Raw genomic sequence first — 21192 nt, forward strand, 5'->3', positions numbered from 1 at the left:
GGCGGGCGGTGGTGGGCCGAACGGGGTGGACGAACAGATGACAGCTGACAGATTTCGAAATCTGTCAGCTGTCATCTGTCATTCGTCATCGGTTATCTGTCGGCTGCCGCCCGCCATCCGTCAGCTGCGTACGGCCCGTGCCACCGGGATCCACAGCTCCGCCTCGGCGTCGCCCGTCCCCGGCACGGGGCGGACCCGGAGGACCTCCGGACCCGGCCGAGCCTCGTACGGGTTGGACGGGAACCACTGGCTCGCCACGTCCCCCCACATCTCCTGCAGGGCCTGCGGGAACGGCCCGGTGTTGGTGAACACCGCCCAGGTGCCGGCCGGGACGTCGAGCACGTCCAGATCCGCCGGGACGGCGACACCGTCGCGCGCCACCACCGCGTGCCAGTAGTCGAGTTCGGACCCCTCCTCGCGGTTCGGCGAGAAGTCGTCGCTCACCGACAGGATCCCGGCCGGGTCGTCCCCGGACAGGGCCGCGATCCGAGCGACCGTGTCCTTGTCGAGCCCCTTGATGAACTCGGCGATCCCCGGGTTGATCCCCACGTAGATCAGGGTGACCCGGGCCTTCTTGCCGACGATCCGGAAGTCCGGCTTCTCCACGATCCGGTATTCCATGCTGCTGCTCCCCTCCACGACGAGTCGGAAGGACATCCGGGGCTGGGAGACGAGCACCGCACCGTCGCGCCGGACCTCGCCGGGCCCGACTCCGTGCATGGCCCGGAACGCCCGGGCGAACGCCTCCCCCGAGGAGTACCCGTACCGGACCGCGATGTCGAGCAACGTCCGCTCACCGTCGAGGACTTCGGCCCCGGCGACGGTGAGCCGCCGACGCCGGACGTACTCCGACAGCGGCATCCCGGCGAGCATCGAGAACAGCCGCCGGAAGTGGTACTCCGACGTCATCGCGATCCGCGCCAGCTCGGCCACGTCGACCTCGCGGTCCAGGTCTCGTTCGATCCGGTCCATCGCCCGGTTCAGGTGCTCCAGCACGCCAACCCCGCCCTTCCCTTGTGACACTCACCGTAGGAAGGCCCCACCCTGCCGCACCCGACAATCGGTGCCCGCTCCGGTCGGGTACCGATCGTCGGGTGACGGCCGTCGGCGGCTCGGATTCGGCGGTGCTGCCTCGGCGGCGCCGAGGCAGCTGCCTTGCGCCAGCGGGCCTCGCGTCAGCGGCTCAGATCAGGCCCTGGGCCAGCATCGCGTCGGCGACCAGCTCGAAGCCGGCGATGTTCGCACCGACCACGTAGTTGCCCGGGTGGCCGTAGCGCTCGGCGGTGGTGAAGCAGGAGTCGTGGACGTGCTTCATGATCCCGGCCAGCCGCTCCTCGGTGTGCTCGAAGGTCCAGGAGTCGCGCGAGGCGTTCTGCTGCATCTCCAGGGCGCTGGTCGCGACGCCGCCGGCGTTCGCCGCCTTGCCCGGGCCGAAGGCCACCCCGGCCTCCTGGAACACCCGCACCGCCTCCGGGGTGGTGGGCATGTTCGCGCCCTCGGCGACGGCCAGCACCCCGTTGCGCACCAGGGCCAGCGCGTCGGCCTCCGCCAGCTCGTTCTGGGTGGCGCAGGGCAGCGCGACGTCGCAGGGGACGCTCCACACGCCCGGGCCCTCGACGAACCGGACGTGGCCACCGCGCAGTCGGGCGTAGTCGGAGACCCGCCCGCGCCGGACCTCCTTGACCTCCTTGAGCAGGTCGAGGTCGATGCCCTTCTCGTCCACCACGTAACCGGAGGAGTCGGAGCAGGTGAGCACGGTCGCGCCGAGCTGCTGGGCCTTCTCGATCGCGTAGACCGCGACGTTGCCGGCCCCTGAGACGACCACCCGGCGCCCGTCCAGGCTCTCGCCGCGGCTGTGCAGCATCTCGGAGGTGAACATGACGCAGCCGTAGCCGGTGGCTTCGGTACGGACCTGCGCGCCGCCCCAGCCGAGGCCCTTTCCGGTGAGCACGCCACTCTCGTACCGGTTGGTGATCCGCTTGTACTGGCCGAAGAGGTAGCCGATCTCCCGGCCGCCGACGCCGATGTCCCCGGCCGGCACGTCGGTGTACTCGCCGAGGTGGCGGTAGAGCTCGGTCATGAAGGACTGGCAGAACCGCATGATCTCGGCATCCGACCGGCCCTTGGGGTCGAAGTCGGAGCCGCCCTTGCCCCCGCCGATGGGCAGACCGGTGAGCGCGTTCTTGAAGATCTGCTCGAAGCCCAGGAACTTGACGATCCCGAGGTTCACCGAGGGGTGGAAGCGCAGCCCACCCTTGTACGGCCCGAGGGCGCTGCTGAACTCCACCCGGAAGCCGCGGTTGACGTGGATGTCACCGGAGTCGTCCGTCCACGGCACCCGGAACATCAGCTGCCGCTCGGGCTCGCAGATCCGCTCGATGATCCGGGCGTCGAGGAGCTCGGGGCGGTGGGCGAGCACCGGCGCGAGGGTCTCCAGCACCTCGTGGACGGCCTGGTGGAACTCGTCCTCGCCCCGGTTGCGGCGGACCACGTCCGCGTACAGCGCCTCTATCGCGCGCCGCTCGGCGTCGAGGGAGGAGTCGAGGGAGGAGTGGGGGGTGGCGGGGGTCAGCGGCATCTGGTCAGGACCCTTCCGTGGTCGTCGATGGACGTGCGCGGTGTCCCGGCGGGCCTGAGGGACGTGCCCAGGAAACGCGGCAAGTCTCGCAGTGTCCACACCGCGGGTCCCGCACCATCCACATGCTGGAAGGCCTGGTGGGAACAGTCGGGACCGGTGGGGTGTTGTGCGCCTCCGCGGTCGATCCCCGCCCCATCGGCCCGGTAGTTGTTCAAATTGGAACTACCTAGTACGGTCGACCTCCGATCCACCGCGATCCGTCCGGACCGGTCGAACCCACCCGGTTCGTCCCGGTCCACCCCGGATTCGTCCCGGTCCACCCCGGATTCGTCCCGGTCCACCCCGGATTCGTCCCGGTCCACCCCCGATCCACGGAGGCCCACCCATGCCGCAGCCCGGCTCCGCCACGGTGCGCTCGCGTGTGCGCATCCCGCTGACCTTCCCCGACGGCTACCGCGCCGAGGCGGAGACCTTCACCTTCCACGGCCTCGCCGACGGTGCCGAGCACCTGGCGCTCGCGCTCGGCACGGTCCCCGAGGGCGGGACGCCGCTGGTGCGGCTTCACTCCGAGTGCCTGACCGGCGACGTCTTCGGCTCCGACCGCTGCGACTGCGGGCCGCAGCTGCGCGAGTCGGTGGAGCGGATCAGCGAGGCCGGCGGGTACCTGCTCTACCTGCGGCAGGAGGGCCGCGGCATCGGGCTCTACAACAAGCTGGACGCGTACGCCCTCCAGGACTCCGGCCTGGACACGTACGACGCCAACACCGCCCTCGGCCTGCCCGAGGACGGCCGGGACTACACCGCGGCCGCCCAGATGCTCGCCGCGCTCGGCGCCACGGGCATCGACCTGCTGAGCAACAACCCGGACAAGGCGGCGCAGCTGGCCGAGCTGGGGATCGTCGTGCGGCACCGGGTGCCGACGGGCGTGCACCTGTCGGCGAGCAACGTCCGCTACCTGCGAGCGAAGGTGGAGCGGACGGGACACTCGATCGAGCTCTCCCGACTGGTCGGCTGAGCGCCGGCAGAGAACGGGCCGCAGCGAACAGGGAACAGGGAACACGGAACAGATGACGGATGACAGCTGACAGATTTCGAAATCTGTCAGCTGTCATCCGTCACTCGTCATCTGTCATCTGTCCGCTGCCAGCTGTCAGTCGTCGCCCCTCAGCTGCGCCCCGCCCGTCCCCGGACCGTCCGCAGCCCCCCGTACGCCGCCAGTGGCAGCATCACCAGCAGGGCGGCCCAGAAGGCCCCGTGCCCCCACAGCCCGGCGATCGACCTGAACAGCCCCTCGAACACCGGTATCCGCAGTGCCTCGACCGGTCCCAGCGGCCCGGGCCAGGCCCCCAGGAACAGGGTGGCCGGGACCCAGAGCGCGAACAGCCCCCGGGCGGTGGCCGGAGTCCCGAGGGCGCTCACCAGCGACACCACTGCCAGCAGCAGGACGAACCCGGCCTGGTAGGCCGCGCCGCTCTGTCCCGTCCCCCAGGAGCCGGGCGTCCGGTGCACCCCGGTGGCCGCGAGCCTGACCTCGACCGCCCCCCACAGCAGCAGCACCAGCACCGCCGTCGTCCCGAGCGCGAACCGCACCCGGTCGCGGGTCCCCGCGCCGCCCGTCCGCCACCGCCCGGACGGCGCGCTCCACACCCGTTCGCCGCCGGCGGCCCCGGGCGATTGCTCCGCGCTCCGCCCGTCCAGCCGCCGCCAGGCCGCCAGGACCTGGGTGCGTGCCTCCTGGGCGGGCTTCAGCAGCCGGTTGGAGGCCCGTTCCACCAGGACGAGCGAGACCACGATCGCCACCACCGCCGCGATGCCGGCCCAGCTCCCCATCCCGCCCTCGAACACGACCACCCGGTCGGCCACCGACTGCGGCGTCGCCGGCGCGGTCATCGGCGGCCCGAGCCGCAGGTAGCCGATGGCGAGGGCCCCGGCCCCGGTCAGCAGCGCCGTGCCGATGCCCACCCGGGCGGGGAAGAAGGCGATCACGGCGGCCGCCACGAGCCCCGCACCGAGCTGTCCGACCACCTGCCGGGCCGCGTGGTCGCCGGCGTTGCGCAGGTGTCCGCCGAAGGCGCCCGCGGGCGAGAGGTCGAGCTTGTCGCCCGCCTCGACCGGGTAACGGAGCACCGCTCCCGCCCACAGCAGCAGTCCGAAGGCGAGGAGCAGCAGCAGGACCGCCCCGGCGCGGCGCGGCAGCGCGGCGCGGGCGTAGGGCCACCAGGCCGCCAGTCGGGCCCGCCGGTCCACCGGGGGCCGCCGGCGCCGGTTGTGCCACAGCCGGGCCACCCGCCCTTCCTGTCGTACCCCGGCCTCCGGCTCGGGCCGCTCGCGCTGCTCGGACCGTCCCCGGCCGCGCCGCCGCAGTGCCTCCGCCGCGATCAGGGCCGCCCGCCCGCCCGGCTGCGCCGGGTCGGCGCCCACCGCCCGGCGCCGCAGCGCGGACCAGCGGCGCCGCACCACGTCCCGGGCGGTGGCCGCCGCCGGGTCCGGCGCCGGCCTGCGGGCCGCCGCCCGTGCGGCGGTGCGGGCGCCCGCGTCCACCGCCAGCGCGCCGTCCACCACCGTGGCGGCCACCACGGCCGCGAGCTCGGACACCCGCTCGGGCAGCGGCAGCCGGTGCAGGGCGGCGGGCAGCGGCGAGAGCCGGCCGAGCAGCCGTGCGCGCTCCTCGGGCCGGATGCTCAGCCAGACCGCCTGCCGGTGCGCCTCTTCGCGTTCCTCGGGGCTGAGCCCGTCGCCGCCGCGCCGGCCGCCGCCGACGGTGCGCGCCAGCCGGTCCACCTCGGCCAGCACTTCCGGCAGTCCGGCCAGCGCGAGCAGCCGGGAGCAGTGCTCGCCCGCGCATTCGGGGTGGAAGCAGTCGTAGCGGGCGACCACGGTCGGCGCCCCGCCCCGGACCAGTTCGTCGATGAACTCGGCGCCGTCCGGTTCGGTGACGACGCGTTCCAGGCCGGTGGTGTCGATCGGGCGGTCGCGGTAGTGCGGGACGGTGCCCGGGGCGAAGGCGGCGCCCAGGGCGAGCACCGCGACCGCCGCCACGGACTCGCGCCGGGAGCCGGGCGCCCGGGCCACGTCGGAGAGGTAGTGCAGGTCGAAGACGGTGTCCTCGACCTCGTCCCGCAGCCAGTCGCGCACCCGTTCCGCTCCCCCGGTGGAGAGCCAGCGGGCCGCCGCGCCGGAGTTCTTGAGCAGCGCCTCGGTGAGCCGGACCGGGTCGGTGAACGGGTTGCCGAGGAAGGTGACCGGCCGGTGCGCCCGGGCCTGCGCCTGCGGCCGGCGGCGGATCACCTCGGGGGTGCCGCCGGCCAGCCAGCCGCGGACCTGCGGCGCGGTCCAGCGGTCCTCCGGCTTCTTGGTGAACAGCCCCTGGAGGAGCAGCAGTTGGCGCGGGTCGCGGACGGCTGAGAGGTCCACCTCCTCACCCATGACCAGTTCCAGTTCCAGCTCCTGGTCGGCCGGGCGCTCGCCGTCCGCGCCGATGAAGCGCGGGCGGCCGACGAACAGCTCGTACAGCACGTTGCCGAGCCCCCACCAGGGCCCGGCCTGGTGGTTCTTGCCGGCCAGCTGCTCGGGGGCCATGTAGGCGACGGTGACCATCATCGCGGAGGTGAACCGGCGGCTGTCGGTGAGCCGGTCGACGCCGCCGAAGTCGGCGATCACGAACTCCCCGGACCCGCTGCCGGGGCGCACCAGGATGTTGGCGGGCTTGAAGTCCAGCGGGTTGCGCTTGATCCGCTGCTGCCAGAAGTCGAGCAGGGCGACGAGCTCGTAGACGATCTGCTCGGCGGTCCGCCGGTCGCCGTGACCGCCCTCCCGCCACAGCCCGGCGACGTGCGCGGCGAGGGTGACCGGCAGGTACTCCATGGCCACCCAGTCCACCTGGGCGCCGTGGTGGCCGACCCGGCCGAAGTCGATCAGGTGCGGGACGTGCCGGCGGAAGCCGTCGTTGCGCAGGTGGGCGAGCAGGTCGTGGTCCATCGGGTGGCCGGCGACGGCCACCTTGACGGCCGCGTCACCGCCTCCGTCGGTGCGCCGGACGTACCAGACGGTGCCCTCGGAACCGGCCCCGGCCCGGCCCAGCGGGATGAAGCGGCCGCGCAGGGCGTCCGGGAAGGCGCCCTCGAACGGGCCGTCGGAGCCCGGGCGTCCGCCGGGGCCTCCGGCCGGAGCGGGACCGCCGGGCCCGATGCCGTCCTGCCAGGACGGCGAGCCGCCTCCGCCTCCCGCCCCGGACCTGGGCCGGACGACCTCGGTGACCGCCTCCGGGTCGGCGCCGCCCGAATGTCCCGGGTACGTCGGATGCCCCGGCCTCCCCGGCCGGACCTCCGTCAGCGCGTCCGGATCGGACCCCCGCCCGGCGTCCGGCCTGCGGCGGGTGGCCGCCTCCGGGTCGAACCGCGGCTCGGCGCGGGACGTCCGACGCGTCGCCGCCTCCGGGTCGAAGCGCGGCGGGACGGCGGGCGCCCGACGGGTCGCGGCGCGCGGGTCCACCCGGGTCGGCGGATCCACCCCGGGCGGCACCGACCCTGAAGGCACCGACCCTGAAGGCGCCGACCCTGAAGGCGCCGACCCGGGCGGCACCGACCCGAGCCGGGAGGGCCGGTCAGAGGCGGCTTCGGAGCCCCGCCAACGCCCCCGCGACCACCGCTCCACCCTGCTCCCCGGCGGATTCCCCGGCTCGGCTCCGGCGGCCGACCGGGGCCTCGGCCCGCGCCGTTCGCCCTCGGCCGGATCCGCGTCCTCCGTCGTGCCCATGCGACGTTTCCCTCCCCCGCAGCCCGGACCGGCGCGGGGTCGTGACCGCGGGCGCACCGGTGCCGGGGTGGATTGTGACGCGTCATCATCCCGCACGGCGGGCGCGGGTGTCGGGCGCTTTTCCGGATCAGGACCGACCCGTCGCAGGACCGGTACGCAAGCGCCTCCCGCGACGCGGAACCGGGCGCCGTCGGCCCTCAGTGCTCCCCGACCGGGCGCCCCGTCGGCTCCTCCACGATCCGCCGGGCGATCTCGTCGGGCCGCACCGGGCGCCCGAAGTGCCACCCCTGCGCCCAGTCGCAGCCCATGGTCCGCAGCCGCTCCGCGTCCCGGTGGGTCTCCACGCCCTCGGCGGTGACGTTCAGCCCGAGCGCGTGCGCCATCGACACCAGTCCGCTGACGATCCGCCACCCGGTGGACTCGTCCTTCCCCGGTTCGTGCAGGTCGCCGACGAAGGAACCGGCGATCTTCAGCCCGGAGACCGGCAGGTCGCGCAGGTAGGCGAGGTTGGACCAGCCGGTGCCGAAGTCGTCCACGGCCAGCGACACCCCGAGGTCGACCAGCCCGTGCAGGGTGCGCAGCGCCTCGTCCTCGGGCCCGACCACGGTCGACTCGGTGATCTCCAGCTGCAGCCGGGCCGGGTCCAGTCCGGTGCCGTCGAGGATCCGGCCGAGGTCGGTGACCAGGGCGGCGCTGCGGGCCTGCCGGACCGCCAGGTTGACGTTCAGCTGCGGAGCGGCGTCGCCGTACCGCTTGATCCAGTTCGCGGCCTGGCCGCAGGCCTGCTCCAGCACCCAGCGGCCGAGCGGCATGATCAGCCCGGTCTCCTCGGCGGTGGTGACGAACTCGTCCGGGCCGAGCACGCCGAGCTGCGGGTGGCGCCAGCGCACCAGCGCCTCCACGGCGGCCAGCCGGCCGTCCGCGAGGCGGTAGAGCGGCTGGTAGTCGATGAAGAACTCGCCGCGGTCGAGGGCTGCGGGCATCCGCACCGACACCGCGTAGCGGCTGACCGCGCGGGCGTTCTCCTTGGGATCGAACAGCGTCCAGCGGCCGCGGCCGGCCTCCTTGGCACGGTACAGCGTGAGGTCGGCGGCGCGGACGGCCGCGCCCGGGGTGGTGGTGGACACCCGCCGCTCCAGCACGCCGACGCTGGCACCGACGGCGAGCTTGTGGTCGCCGATCAGCACCGGCCCGGCGAGCGCCTTGAGCACGGTCTTCGCGGCGGCCACCGCCTCCTGCTCGCCCCGGCAGCGCTCCAGCAGGACGACGAACTCGTCGCCGCCGAGCCGGGCGACCAGGTGGCCCAGCGGACTGAGGGCGGCCTTCAGCCGGGCACCGACGGCGGCCAGCAGCTGGTCGCCCATGTCGTGGCCGAGGCTGTCGTTGACCACCTTGAAACCGTCGAGGTCGACGTAGCAGAGGCCGAAGCGGGCACCCGGCTCGGGCTCCTCGAACAGCTTCTCCAGCCGCTCGAAGAAGGCCGCGCGGTTGGGCAGGCCGGTCAGCGGGTCGTGGGTGGCCTGGTGGCGCAGCCGCTCCTGGAGCCGGTAGCGGTCGGTGACGTCCTCCAGCATCGCGACCTGGTACTGCGGGATGCCGTCGTCGTCGCGGATCAGCGAGACGGTCAGGTGGGTCCAGATCACCTCGCCGTCCTGGCGGTAGTACGGCTTGTCGAACTGGAAGTAGTCCCGCTTTCCGCTGATCAGCTCCTCGTACGCCTCCCACACGCCCGGGGTGTCCTCGGGGTGCACGAGGTCGCCGACCCGGCGCCCGATCATGTCCTCCGGGCCCGCGCCGAACAGGTCCTGGAGGGCCTTGTTGACCGCCATGATGTTGCCGTCGGTGTCGCCGATGCCGATGCCGATCGCGGCGCTCTCGAACAGCGCCCGGAACCGGGCCTCGGACGCGCGCAGCGCCCGCTCGGCCTCCTTGCGGGCGGCGTCGGCGGCGGTGCGGATCGCCTCCTGCTCGATCAGCGTGCGCTCGCGCAGGGCGCCCGCCCAGCCGGCCGCGAAGGCGCCGGTCAGGGCCGGGCCGCGGTCGTCGTGGACGGGCTGCGCCTGGAGCAGCTCGACCGCCCGGGCCAGCAGCACCGGGTCGGTGAAGTGCGCGTCGACCAGTTCGGCGCCGGCCTGCGCGGCCAGCCGCGGCTCGAACGGGTCGCCCTCCTGGGCGCGGTGCAGCAGCGCGGCGGTGCGCGCGACCAGCCGGCCGAGCAGGCCGGGGTGGACGGCGATGCCGTGGTCGGCGGAGAGCAGCCGGGCCCAGTCCTCGTGGAAGCGCTCCGCGTTGCCGCGCACCGGGGTGGTACTCATCTGCTGAACCTGGTTCCTCTGCTGTGCGCGCCGGTTGCGGCGGGCCCGGCGACGGCCGCTCGGCCGCTCCCGTTGCCCCGGGTCGTGCTGCCGCCCGGGCCCGGCACCGCGCTTCCGGCGGCCGCCGCGCGGGGCGCACGGCCGTCGGTGCCTCGTCCGTCGCGTCCGATCAAGGGCGGAACCCCACGCCCGCCACCCCGGTCATCCGCTCGGGGTGCTCACCGACCGTACCGGGCTGGTCCGGGCGCCACTGCGGCAGGTAGACCACGCCCGGCTCGACCAGCTCGAAGCCGGAGAACATCGCGGTGATCTGCTCGTGGGTGCGCATGGTCAGCGGGGTCGGCGTCATCCGGTACAGCTTCTGGTGGTCCTCCGCCTGGTCCGGGCGGCCCTCCAGGGAGGCGTGCGAGAGCACCAGCGCGCTGCCGGGCGGGAGGGCGTCGCGGATCACGCCGATCAGCTTCCACGGGTCCTCCTCGTCGCTGACGAAGTGGGCGACGGCGACCAGCAGCACGGCCACCGGCTCGCCGGCCGCCAGCAGCTCGCCGACCTCGGGGCGGGCCAGCAGGTCGGCCACGTCGCGCAGGTCGGCCTGGACGACGGCGCTGTCCCGGTCGTCCTCCAGCAGCAGACGGCTGTGCGCGACGGCGACCGGGTCGCGGTCCACGTAGACGACCTTCGCCCCGGGGCGGATCTCGCGGGCGATCTCGTGCACCGCGCTGAAGGTCGGGATGCCGGAGCCGATGTCCAGGAAGCGGCTGACGCCCTGCTCGGCGAGGAAGGTCACGGCGCGGCGCAGGAAGGCGCGGTTGGAGCGCATGATCTGCGGCAGCTCCGGCCACAGGGCCATCGCCTTGCGGGCCATCTCCCGGTCGACCTCGAAGTTGTGGGAGCCCCCGAGGTAGTAGTCGTAGACCCGCGCGGCGTTCGGTTTGTCCAGGTCCGTACCCTCCGGTACCCAGCTCGGTCGCCGCATGCCTGTGACTCCTTCACTCCGGTTCTGGGGTGGCAGCACCCTGGGGATGCTGCTGTGACTGTTGAGACTACAAGCACACAAGATCCTCCCCCGCACCCCGAACGGGTGCAAGCGGAATGCGCCCTTCCCGAAGGACGGACACCTCCGGAACGCCCGCCCTCCGGCGCGGGTCCGCACCGGGGACCAACTCGACGACGGTCCACCGGCGTTCGCCCCTCGGGCCGGCCGGGCCGCACTAGGGTGGGGTGGTGGACCCCAACCACTACCGATTCCGGGGCGTCTGGCGGCTCGCGGCTCCGGCGCCCGCCGTGTACGCGGCACTGGAGGACGTGCGGAGCTACCCGCTGTGGTGGCCGGAGATCCGCGAGGTCCGGCCGACCGGCGAGGACCGCGGGGACGTGGTGGTGCGCGCGCTGCTGCCGTACCGGCTGGTGATCGGCCTGGTGGCGAGCCGGCGCGACCCGGCCGCCGGGGTACTGGAGGTGATCATGCGGGGCGACCTGACCGGGTGGACGCGGTTCACGGTGACGCCGGACTCCGCCGGCGGCGCGGGCAGCCAGGGCAGCGCGGGCAGCCGGGTGCTGTTCGAGGAGGACACCCGGCCCGGCAAGCCCTTGCTGCGCCGGCTCGCCCTGCCGCTGCACCCGCTGTTCCGGGCCAACCACGCGGTGATGATGCGCCGGGGGCGGCGGGGGCTCGCTGCCCATCTGGCGGGCGGCGGACGACGGACGACGGACGACGAGCGGCGGGTGACGGCGAACAGATGACGGACGACAGCTTTCAGCGAACAGATGACAGATTTCGAAATCTGTCATCTGTTCGCGGCGCCCCCGGCTCCGCCCCCGCCCCCGACTTCGGGTTCGACGCCCCCTTCGACCGGACCGGCACCGGCAGCAGCAAGTGGGCCCGCGCGGACGCCCCCGGGGTGATCCCGATGAGCCTCGCCGACATGGACCTGCCCGGCCCGCCCGCCGTCGCCGAGGCGCTGGAGCGGCGCGCCCGCCACCGCGCGTACGGCTACACGGTGTGCGACCCGGCCGGCCGCACCCTGGTGGCCGACTGGTACCGCGCCCGGCACGGCGCCGCGGTGGACCCGGACTGGGTCCTGCTGCTGCCCTGCGGCCCGCGCACCGCGCTGCGCGTCCTGCTGGAGACCGTACGGCCGCAGGCCCCCGTCCTCTTCCCCACCCCCGAGTGGGGCGGTTTCGCCCAGCTCTGCCGCGCGGCCGGCCTCCCGCACCACGCGCTGCCGCTGCACCTGGGCCCGGACGGCTACCGGCTCCCGCACGGCCCGCTCCCCCGACCCGCCGGCGCCGTGCTGCTGAGCAACCCGCACAACCCCTCCGGCACCGTGTGGCCCCTCGACGCGGTGCGCGGTCTCGCCGCGTGGGCGGCCGAGAGCGGCGCGCTGCTGGTCTCGGACGAGGTGCACGGCGACCTCACCCATCCCGGCCGCGCCCACCCCGTCGCCGTCGCCACCGCCGACCCGGCGCACCTGCGCCACGTCGTCACCCTCAACTCCGTCGGCAAGACCTTCAACTGCTCCGGCATCCCCAGCGGTTTCGCCCTCGTCCCCGATGCCGGGCTGCGCGCCCGGTTCGCCGAGGCGCTGGCCGGCTACGGCCTCTGGGAGGGCGGCCTGCTGGAGCAGACCGTGCAGCAGGCGGCACTGCGCGAGGGCGGCCCCTGGCTGGACGCGCTGCTCGCCCACCTGGCCGCCGCCCGCACCCGGCTGACCGACCGGCTCGGACCCGCCGTCCGCTCCGCCCCGCACGCCTCCTACCTGCTCTGGCTGGACGCCGCCGCGCTCGGCCTGCCGCCCGCCGACGCCCGCCGGGCCCTGCTGGAGCGCTGCGGCCTGGAGGCCTCCGACGGCGCCGAGTTCGGCTCCGGCGGCCGGGGTTCGCTGCGGCTGAACTACGCCCTGCCGGGGCCGGTCCTGATGACCGTCCTGGAGCGGCTGGAGCGCCTGTGACCCCGGCACATGCCCCGGCCGGATCGGGCCCGGGCCCCGCCCGCCGGTCGGCCGGAAAATCCCGCCCTCACCCGTTCGCCACGCCCCTGACCTGCAAAAAAGAACGTTCACGCGAATTTTGCGGGGCGCCCCCGCATGCTCCGTAGCAGACTGGGCAGGGTAGACCGGGCCGCAATCGTGATCCCGAGGATGGTGAGTCCGGTGATACCGGTATCCCGCACCACTCCGCCCGAACGGCAGAGCACGCCACTCCCCCCGTCGGGGGTGACCCCGTTGACCGAATCGGGGGCGCGCAGCCACGTGTCGGGCGTCTGCTTCAAGATCGGACCGCCCCGCCTCGTGGGGGTGGAGGTCGAGTGGTTCGTCCATGACGATCAATGTCCCACCCGGCCCGTACGGCCGGAACTGCTCCACGCCGCACTGGATTCGCTGCCCCTCGGCGGCCCGGACGGCGACTCCCTCCCCTCCGGTTCGCGCCTCACGCTCGAACCCGGCGGACAGGTCGAGCTCAGCTCCCCGCCCGCCACCGGCCTCCTGGCCTGCGTCGAGGACACCCGACGTGATCTGACCGCCCTGCGGGCCGCCTTCGCGGCGCAGGGCCTTCGACTCACCGGCACCGGAACGGACCCGCTGGCCCGTCCCCGACCGATGGTGCTGGACCACCCCCGCTACCTCGCGATGGAGCGCTTCTTCGACTCCGCGGGGCCCTGGGGCCGAATCATGATGACCGGTACCGCATCGGTGCAGGTGTGCCTGGACGCCGGCGACACGGACGGTCCGCACGCGGTGGAGCGCCGCTGGCGACTGGCCCATCTGCTGGGCCCGGTGCTGGTCGCCGCCTTCGCCAACTCGCCGATCCTGGACGGCAGTCCGACCGGTCACCGGTCCACCCGGCAGACCGTCTGGTCCCGGATGGACCCGACCCGCACGCTGGCCCCCGAGCCGGACCACGGCGATCCGCGCGAGGCGTGGGCGCAGTACGTGCTGGACGCCCGGGTGTTGTGCGTGCGACGGCCCGAGGGCCTGCCCTGGACGGCCCCGGCCGGTCTGACGTTCCGCGACTGGATCCGCGGCGCGGGCGAACGCCCGCCCACCCTCGACGACTTGGACTACCACCGCACCACCCTCTTCCCGCCGGTGCGCCCGCGTGGCCACCTGGAGCTGCGGATGATCGACGCCCAGCCCGGGGACGGCTGGGTGGTGGTCACCGCGCTGGTCACCGCACTGCTGGAGGACGCGCTGGCCGCCGATGCCGCACTGGCCGCGCTGGAGCCGCTGGACGTCATCGACCGGCGGGAGGGGGCGGACGGTCCGCGACCGCCGCGCAGCGGGGTCTGGCGCCGCGCCGCCACCCTGGCGACGGCCGACCCCGAGCTGCGCCGCGCCGCCCTCGCCTGCTTCGCCGCCGCCGACGCCGCACTGGGCCGCCTGCCCGGTGCCGGGCGGCTGCGCACCACCGTCGCCGAGTTCGCCGAGCGCTACCCCGCGCGCGGCCGCTGCCCGGCCGACGACCAGCTGGACGCCCTGCGCTCCGGCACCCGACGCACTCCCCCGGAGGAGGCCGCATCATGACCGACGTCCGACCCCACGGGGATGCCGGGGCAGGCAGCACGGACCGCACCGACGCCACAGCTGGAACCGGCAGCACCGGCACCACCGACGGCCTCGACGACCTCGGCACCGCCGGTACCGCCGGTACCGAGGCACTGCGCGAGAGCATCGCCACCGAGCTGCTGGCCGCCCGCGCCCGCACCGCCGCCCTGACCGACTGCGTCGAGGACAGCGATCTCACCGCCCAGCACTCCCCGCTGATGTCCCCGCTGGTCTGGGACCTCGCGCACATCGGCAACCAGGAGGAGCTCTGGCTGCTGCGCAACGTCGGCGGCCGCGACCCGATGCACCCGGAGATCGATCCGCTCTACGACGCCTTCCAGCACCCCCGCGCCGAGCGCCCCGCCCTGCCGTTGCTGCCGCCGGCCGAGGCCCGCGCCTACGCCCACGAGGTGCGCGGCCGGGTGCTGGACCTGCTGGCCGCCAGCCCGCTGGAGGGCGCGCCGCTGCTGGAGGCCGGGTTCGCGTTCGGGATGATCGCCCAGCACGAGCAGCAGCACGACGAGACCATGCTGATCACCCACCAGCTGCGCACCGGCGAGCCGGCCCTGGCCGCTCCCCCACCGCCGCCCGCGCCCGCCGACGCGGCCACCCTGCCCGCGGAAGTCCTCATCCCCGCAGGGCCGTTCACCATGGGAACGGACACCGAGCCGTGGGCGCTGGACAACGAGCGCCCGGCGCACACCGTCGACCTGCCGGCCTTCCTGCTGGACACCACCCCGGTCACCAACGCGGCCTACCAGCGGTTCATCGCGGACGGCGGCTACGACGACCCGCGTTGGTGGACGCCGGAGGGCTGGGAGCACCGCCGGCGCGCCGACCTGACCGCCCCGCTCTTCTGGCGCCACCTGGACGGCCAGTGGCTGCGCCGGCGCTTCGGCGCGGTCGCGCCGGTCGAGCCGGACGAGCCGGTCCTGCACGTCAGTTGGTACGAGGCGGACGCGTACGCCCGGTGGGCCGGACGACGGCTGCCGACCGAGGCCGAGTGGGAGAAGGCGGCCCGGCACGATCCGGCCACCGGCCGCTCCCGCCGCTACCCCTGGGGCGACGGGCCGCCCGGCCCGGAGCACGCCAACCTCGGCCAGCGCCATCTGCGCCCGGCCGGTGCGGGCAGCTACCCGAAGGGGCAGTCCCCGTACGGGGTACGCCAGTTGATCGGCGACGTGTGGGAGTGGACGGCCAGCGACTTCCGCTCCTACCCGGGGTTCCTGGCCTGGCCGTACCGGGAGTACTCGGAGGTGTTCTTCGGCCCCGAGTACAAGGTGCTGCGCGGCGGCTGCTTCGCGGTGGCGTCGGTGGCCTGCCGGGGCACCTTCCGCAACTGGGACTACCCGATCCGGCGGCAGATCTTCGCCGGGTTCCGCACCGCGCGCGACCTGGAGTCGGCCTGATGTGCCGTCACATCGCCTATCTGGGCAAGCCGTTGACCCCTAGGGAACTTCTGGTGCACCCGCCGTACGGCCTGTACCGGCAGTCCTGGGCCCCCCGGGTCCAGCAGTACGGCACGGTCAACGCGGACGGCTTCGGCCTCGGCTGGTACGCGGACGGCGACGAAGTACCCGCCCGCTACCGCCGGACCGGTCCGATCTGGGCGGACGAGACCTTCGCCGACCTCGCCCGGGTGGTCCGCACCCGGGCGCTGCTGGCCGCCGTCCGCTCCGCCACCGAGGGCTGCGCACCGGGCGAGGGCGCGGCCGCGCCGTTCGCCGCCGAGCGCTGGCTGTTCAGCCACAACGGCGCGGTGGCCGGCTGGCCCGGCAAGCTGGACGCCCTGGCCGCCCTGTTGCCCCCGGCCGAGCTGCTGGACCTGCAGGCGCGCACCGACTCGGCGCTGTTGTGGGCGCTCGCCCTGCACCGGCTGCGGGCCGGCGCGGGGCTCGGTGAGGCGCTGGCGGGCACGGTGGCGGACGTCGCCGCGCACACCACCGGCCGGCTCAACCTGCTGCTCACCGACGGCACCGCGATCGCCGCGACCACCTGGGGCGACACCCTGTACCACCGCACGCTGCCGGGCCTCGGCACGGTGGTGGCTTCCGAGCCGTACGACGACGCGCCCGGCTGGACGCCCGTCCCGGACGGCTCGCTGCTGCTGGTGGACGCGCGCGGCATCGCCGTGAACCGCCTCCCCGGCCGCGACTGACCCCCACTCTCCCTTCATCTTCTGAACAGAGGAACCACCCTGTCATGGACACATTCGATCTCGTCCGACTGCTGCCCTCCGACCACTTCAGCACCGCGCTGCGCCATGACGTGCGGCACGGACTGACCTCGCAGCCCAAGTGGCTGCCGCCGAAGTGGTTCTACGACGCGCGGGGCAGCGAGCTGTTCGAGGAGATCACCCGACTGCCCGAGTACTACCCGACCCGCGCGGAGCGGGCCATCCTGACCGCCCGGGCCGGCGAGATCGCGGCCGCCACCGGGGCCCGCACCCTGGTCGAACTGGGCTCCGGCTCCTCCGAGAAGACCCGGCTGCTGCTGGACGCCCTGCGCGCGCTCGGCACCCTGGAGACGTACGTCCCGGTGGACGTCAGCGAGAGCGCCCTGACCGCGGCCGGCGCCGCGCTCGCCGCCGAGTATCCCGGGCTCGCGGTGCACGGCGTGCTCGCCGACTTCACCACCCGGCTCGGGCTGCCGCCGGAGGGCGGCCCGCGCCTGGTCGCCTTCCTCGGCGGCACCCTCGGCAACCTGCTGCCCCAGGAGCGCGCCGCCTTCCTGCGCGGCCTGCGCGCCACCCTCGACCCGGGCGACTTCCTGCTGCTCGGCACCGACCTGGTCAAGGACCCGGCGGTGCTGGTCGCCGCCTACGACGACGCCGCCGGGGTGACCGCCGAGTTCAACCGGAACGTGCTGAACGTGCTCAACCGCGAGCTGGGCGCCGACTTCGACCCGGAGGCCTTCGAGCACGTCGCGCTCTGGGACGCCGAGCAGGAGTGGATCGAGATGCGGCTGCGCTCGCTGCGCTCGCAGACCGTGAAGATCCCGACCCTGGACCTGCCGGTGCACTTCGCCCGGGGCGAGGAGCTGCGCACCGAGGTCTCGGCCAAGTTCCGCCGGGAACGGGTGACCCGGGAGCTGTCGGCGGCCGGGCTGCGACTGAGCCACTGGTGGACCGACCCCCGGGGCCGGTTCGGGCTCTCCCTCGCCTCGCCGGCCTGACCGGCGCACCCGGGCGGCCCAATTTGCTTGTTCACCTTACGAATTCTCAGAGCGAAACTTGAGGGTCCAGGTGTACAAGACTTAAACGAATAGGGGTTACGATCTCGGCTACCGAGCTCAGCGTTGAGTACCAGGAGTCAGATCGTGAGCGTCACCCAGAAGCCCTCCGGGGCGGTCGAGGCCCCCGCGCCCGGCCGCCTCGGCTTCGTCGTCTTCATCACCGCGGCAGCGGCCCTCGGCGGCTTCCTCTTCGGCTACGACAGCTCCGTGATCAACGGCGCCGTCTCCGGGATCCAGGAGAAGTTCGGCGTCGGCAGCGGCGTGACCGGCCTGATCGTCTCCTCCGCGCTGCTGGGCTCGGCGGTCGGCGCCGCGTTCGCCGGACGGTTCGCCGACCGGTACGGCCGCATCAAGGTCATGAAGGCGGGCGCGCTGCTCTTCGCGATCAGCGCGGTCGGCTCGATGCTGCCGTTCTCCGCCTGGGACCTCGCCCTCTGGCGCGTCCTCGGCGGCGCGGCCATCGGCATCGCCTCGGTGATCGCCCCGACCTACATCGCCGAGGTCGCGCCGACCAAGTACCGGGGCCGGCTGGCCTCCTTCCAGCAGGCCGCCATCGTGCTCGGCATCGCGATATCCCAGCTGGTCAACTGGGTGCTGGCGCAGGCGGCCGGCGGCGACACCCGCGGCCAGCTGCTCGGGCTGGAGGCCTGGCAGTGGATGCTCGGCATCTGCATCGTCCCGGCCGCGGTCTACTTCGTGCTCTCCTCGGTCATCCCCGAGTCCCCGCGCTACCTGATCCAGGCCGAGCGCCTGGACGACGCCCGCAAGGTGCTCGCCGAGGTCGAGGGCGAGGGAACGGACACCGACGCCCGGATCGCCGAGATCCAGTCGCTGATCGCCTCCGACCACCGCCCGCGCTTCCGCGACCTGCTCGGCGGCCGGTTCGGCCTGCTCCCCGTCGTCTGGGTCGGCATCGGCCTGTCGGTCTTCCAGCAGTTGGTCGGCATCAACGTGATCTTCTACTACTCGTCGATCCTGTGGCAGTCGGTCGGCATCGACCAGAGCAACTCGCTGCTGATCAGCTTCGTCGGCTCGGTGATCAACATCCTCGGCACCGTGATCGCGATCGTGCTGGTCGACCGGATCGGCCGCAAGCCGCTCGCCCTGATCGGCTCGGTCGGCATGGCGGTCGCGCTCGGCACCGCCGGCTGGGCCTTCTCCTCGGCCACCGGCAGCGGGGACAACCTCACCCTGCCCGACCTCCAGGGCACCGTCGCGCTGGTCGCCGCCAACGCCTTCGTGCTGTTCTTCGCGATGTCCTGGGGCGTGGTCGTCTGGGTGATGCTCGGCGAGATGTTCCCGAACCGGATCCGCGCCGCCGCCCTCTCCGTCGCCGCCTCCGCGCAGTGGATCGCGAACTGGGTGATCACCGTCTCGTTCCCGTCCATGTCGCGCTGGAACCTGTCGGCGACCTACCTGGTCTACGCCGCCTTCGCGGCGCTGTCCGTCCTCTTCGTGGCGAAGTTCATGAAGGAGACCAAGGGTGTCCGGCTGGAGGACATGGGCTGATCCGCCGCCCCTCGGCCTCCCGGCCCCCGCACCCCCGCGCGATCGGCGCGGAGGCGCGGGGGCCGCGTCGTTTCCGCGGGGCCGGGCCCGCGCGGCGAAGCAGGCCCGCACGGCGAAGGGGGAAGTCCGGCGAGGCATCGCGCGACGAACGGGCGAGGCCGGGCGAGGCGCCGCGCGGCGGGGCGTCTCGACGGGTCAGGGCCGCTCGGCGAGCCTGGCGTAGCGCAGGGCGAGCCCGTCGAGCAGCGCCTCCAGCCCGGTCTCGAAGGCGCCCTCGTCCACCGTCCCGCGGTGCCCGGCCAGCCGGTGCGCCTCACCGAGGTGCGGGTAGTCGGCCGCGTCGTAGACCTCGGCGTCCGCCGGGAAGCCGGCCGCGAAGGAGGCGAGCGCCGAGCCCGTGACGAAGTAGCGCATCAGCGCGCCGATCCTGGTGGCCTGTCCGCGGGGCCACCCGGACTCGACCAGGTGGCCGAAGACCGCGTCGGCCAGCCGCAGCGCGTTCGGCCGGCGCCCGGGGCCCTGGGCCAGGACCGGGACGATGTTGGGGTGGGCGGCCAGCGCGGCGCGGTAGGAGCGCGCCCAGTCGCGCAGCGCCTGCGGCCAGGCGCCCCCGGTGCTCCCGGTGCTCCCAGCAGCTCCCGCGGCCCCGGCGGCGGCCCCGAACATCGACAGGTCGACCTCGCCGATGACGCTGTCCACCACCGCGTCCAGCAGGTCGTCCTTGGTGGCGAAGTGGTTGTAGAGCGAGGGCCCGCTGACGGACAGCTCGGTGGCGAGCCGGCGGGTGGAGAGGGCGTCCAGCCCCTCGTCGTCGATCAGCCGCAGTGCGGCGGCGACGATGCGCTCGCGGCTGAGCAGCGGGGTGCGTGGACGGGCCATCGCGGCGGGTTCCTCCGGTTCCTCCGGTCGGGTGTGTCGGGGACCGATTCTGGCAGGCGCCCCTTCCCAGCGCGGGCCGGGCGGGGCTACAGTCGCCCCCATAAAACTTGCAGCGCTAGTTTAATCGGCCCGGACCCCGCACCGGGCCCAGGACACCGGATTCGGGAGCCGCCGTGAACCTGGAGCTGTCCGAGGAGCAGAGCGCCGTCCGTGACCTCGCCGCCGCCTTCACCGACCGCGAGATCGTCCCGTACGCCGCCGAGTGGGACCGCGCCGAGTCCGTCGACCGGGCGATCGTCGGCAAGCTGGCGAAGGTCGGCTTCCTCGGACTGACCATCCCGGAGGAGTACGGCGGCAGCGGCGGCGACCACCTCGCGTACTGCCTCGTGCTGGAGGAGCTCGGGCGCGGCGACTCGGCCGTGCGCGGGATCGTCTCGGTCTCGCTCGGTCTGGTCGGCAAGTCCGTCAACGCCTTCGGCACCGAGGAGCAGAAGCGGCACTGGCTGCCCCGGCTCACCTCCGGCGAGTCCCTCGCCTGCTTCGCGCTCACCGAGCCGGGCACCGGATCGGACGCCGCCGACCTCACCACCCGGGCCGTCCGGGACGGCGACCACTGGCTGATCAGCGGCGCCAAGACGTTCATCACCAACGGCACCTGGGCCGACGTCGCGCTGGTCTTCGCCCGCACCGGCGGCGACGGACCGCAGGAGCGCGGCCACCGGGGCATCACCGCCTTCCTGGTCCCCACCGACCTGCCCGGCTTCACCCGCACCGAGATCCACGGCAAGCTCGGCCTGCGCGGCCAGGCCACCGCCGGGCTCTCCTTCGAGGATGTCCGGGTGCCGGACACCGCCCGGCTCGGCGAGGTCGGCAAGGGCTTCACGGTGGCGATGGCCGCGCTGGCCAAGGGCCGGATGTCGGTGGCGGCCGGCTGCGTCGGCATCGCCCGGGCCTGCCTGGAGGCCGCCGTCCGCTACGCGGGCGAGCGCGAGCAGTTCGGCAAGCCGATCGCCGCGCACCAGCTCGTCCAGGAACTGCTGGCCGGCATCGCCGTGGACGTCGAGGCGGCCCGGCTGCTCACCTGGAAGGTCGCCGACCACATCGAGCGCGGCCTGCCGTTCGCCACCGAGTCCTCCGTCGCCAAGCTGTACGCCAGCGAGGCAGCCGTGCGGGCCGCCAACAACGCGCTCCAGGTCTTCGGCGGCTACGGCTTCATCGACGAGTACCCGGTCGGCAAGTACCTGCGCGACGCGCGGGTGATGACGCTCTACGAGGGCACCAGCCAGATCCACCAGTTGCTCATCGGACGCGCCCTGACCGGCGTCAACGCCTTCTGAACCCGCCACGGACACCCCCGCCCCGCCACCCGACAAGGAGC

Annotated in this window: 15 protein-coding genes; 9 read left to right on the plus strand and 6 right to left on the minus strand. The window is 73.9% G+C overall.

The window, feature by feature from the left end; translation table 11 throughout:
* Positions 1–120 precede the first annotated feature (120 nt).
* The gene (locus ACZ6EM_RS24685; RefSeq protein ID WP_465773244.1) at positions 121–996 is read right to left on the minus strand and encodes an AraC family transcriptional regulator; all 876 of its coding nucleotides are present in this window, start codon (positions 994–996) and stop codon (positions 121–123) included.
* 187 nt (positions 997–1183) lie between these two features.
* A complete protein-coding gene (gene gdhA, locus ACZ6EM_RS24690) occupies positions 1184–2578 on the minus strand; it encodes an NADP-specific glutamate dehydrogenase (protein ID WP_380635281.1) in 1395 nt (464 codons plus the stop codon).
* A 385-nt stretch (positions 2579–2963) separates the two neighbouring features.
* Between gdhA and ACZ6EM_RS24695 the strand changes: the two genes are divergently transcribed.
* Positions 2964–3593, plus strand: a complete 630-nt coding sequence (locus tag ACZ6EM_RS24695) for a GTP cyclohydrolase II (RefSeq protein ID WP_387727691.1) — start codon at positions 2964–2966, stop codon at positions 3591–3593.
* A 149-nt stretch (positions 3594–3742) separates the two neighbouring features.
* Here ACZ6EM_RS24695 and ACZ6EM_RS24700 read toward each other — a convergent pair whose 3' ends face one another.
* The 3 genes from ACZ6EM_RS24700 to ACZ6EM_RS24710 form a co-directional block, all read right to left on the minus strand.
* Positions 3743–7087, minus strand: coding sequence for a protein kinase domain-containing protein (locus ACZ6EM_RS24700; RefSeq protein WP_465773245.1), 3345 nt, complete (start codon positions 7085–7087; stop codon positions 3743–3745).
* A gap of 443 nt (positions 7088–7530) precedes the next feature.
* A complete protein-coding gene (locus ACZ6EM_RS24705; protein WP_401044474.1) occupies positions 7531–9648 on the minus strand; it encodes a putative bifunctional diguanylate cyclase/phosphodiesterase in 2118 nt (705 codons plus the stop codon).
* Positions 9649–9817: 169 nt separating this feature from the next.
* Complete coding sequence (locus ACZ6EM_RS24710; protein WP_401044471.1) at positions 9818–10624, minus strand: SAM-dependent methyltransferase; 807 nt, start codon at positions 10622–10624, stop codon at positions 9818–9820.
* 248 nt (positions 10625–10872) lie between these two features.
* Between ACZ6EM_RS24710 and ACZ6EM_RS24715 the strand changes: the two genes are divergently transcribed.
* The 7 genes from ACZ6EM_RS24715 to ACZ6EM_RS24745 all read left to right on the plus strand — a co-directional run bounded on the left by ACZ6EM_RS24715 (position 10873) and on the right by ACZ6EM_RS24745 (position 18935).
* Complete coding sequence (locus tag ACZ6EM_RS24715; RefSeq protein WP_401044469.1) at positions 10873–11391, plus strand: SRPBCC family protein; 519 nt, start codon at positions 10873–10875, stop codon at positions 11389–11391.
* Complete coding sequence (locus tag ACZ6EM_RS24720; RefSeq protein WP_465773246.1) at positions 11388–12599, plus strand: aminotransferase class I/II-fold pyridoxal phosphate-dependent enzyme; 1212 nt, start codon at positions 11388–11390, stop codon at positions 12597–12599. Before ACZ6EM_RS24715 ends, ACZ6EM_RS24720 begins: the two co-directional genes overlap by 4 nt.
* A 189-nt stretch (positions 12600–12788) precedes the next feature.
* Positions 12789–14171 (plus strand): ergothioneine biosynthesis glutamate--cysteine ligase EgtA, encoded by a 1383-nt coding sequence (egtA, locus tag ACZ6EM_RS24725; protein ID WP_401044465.1) that lies wholly within the window; start codon positions 12789–12791, stop codon positions 14169–14171.
* Positions 14168–15601 (plus strand): ergothioneine biosynthesis protein EgtB, encoded by a 1434-nt coding sequence (egtB, locus tag ACZ6EM_RS24730; RefSeq protein WP_465773247.1) that lies wholly within the window; start codon positions 14168–14170, stop codon positions 15599–15601. The genes egtA and egtB overlap by 4 nt, the downstream gene beginning before the upstream one ends.
* Positions 15601–16350, plus strand: a complete 750-nt coding sequence (gene egtC / locus ACZ6EM_RS24735; protein ID WP_465773248.1) for an ergothioneine biosynthesis protein EgtC — start codon at positions 15601–15603, stop codon at positions 16348–16350. Before egtB ends, egtC begins: the two co-directional genes overlap by 1 nt.
* 44 nt (positions 16351–16394) lie before the next feature.
* Positions 16395–17366 (plus strand): L-histidine N(alpha)-methyltransferase, encoded by a 972-nt coding sequence (egtD, locus tag ACZ6EM_RS24740; protein ID WP_452180411.1) that lies wholly within the window; start codon positions 16395–16397, stop codon positions 17364–17366.
* Between the two features lie 144 nt (positions 17367–17510).
* A complete protein-coding gene (locus tag ACZ6EM_RS24745) occupies positions 17511–18935 on the plus strand; it encodes a sugar porter family MFS transporter (RefSeq protein WP_465773249.1) in 1425 nt (474 codons plus the stop codon).
* Between the two features lie 195 nt (positions 18936–19130).
* Here ACZ6EM_RS24745 and ACZ6EM_RS24750 read toward each other — a convergent pair whose 3' ends face one another.
* Positions 19131–19814: a TetR/AcrR family transcriptional regulator gene (locus tag ACZ6EM_RS24750; protein ID WP_465773250.1), complete on the minus strand. Its 684-nt coding sequence runs from the start codon at positions 19812–19814 to the stop codon at positions 19131–19133.
* Positions 19815–19987: 173 nt separating this feature from the next.
* Here ACZ6EM_RS24750 and ACZ6EM_RS24755 point away from each other — a divergent pair, with 173 nt between their 5' ends.
* Entirely contained in the window at positions 19988–21151 is a 1164-nt protein-coding gene (locus ACZ6EM_RS24755; RefSeq protein ID WP_465773251.1) for an acyl-CoA dehydrogenase family protein, read from the plus strand.
* Positions 21152–21192 lie beyond the last annotated feature (41 nt).

This window comes from Kitasatospora sp. NPDC041917, assembly GCF_055589745.1.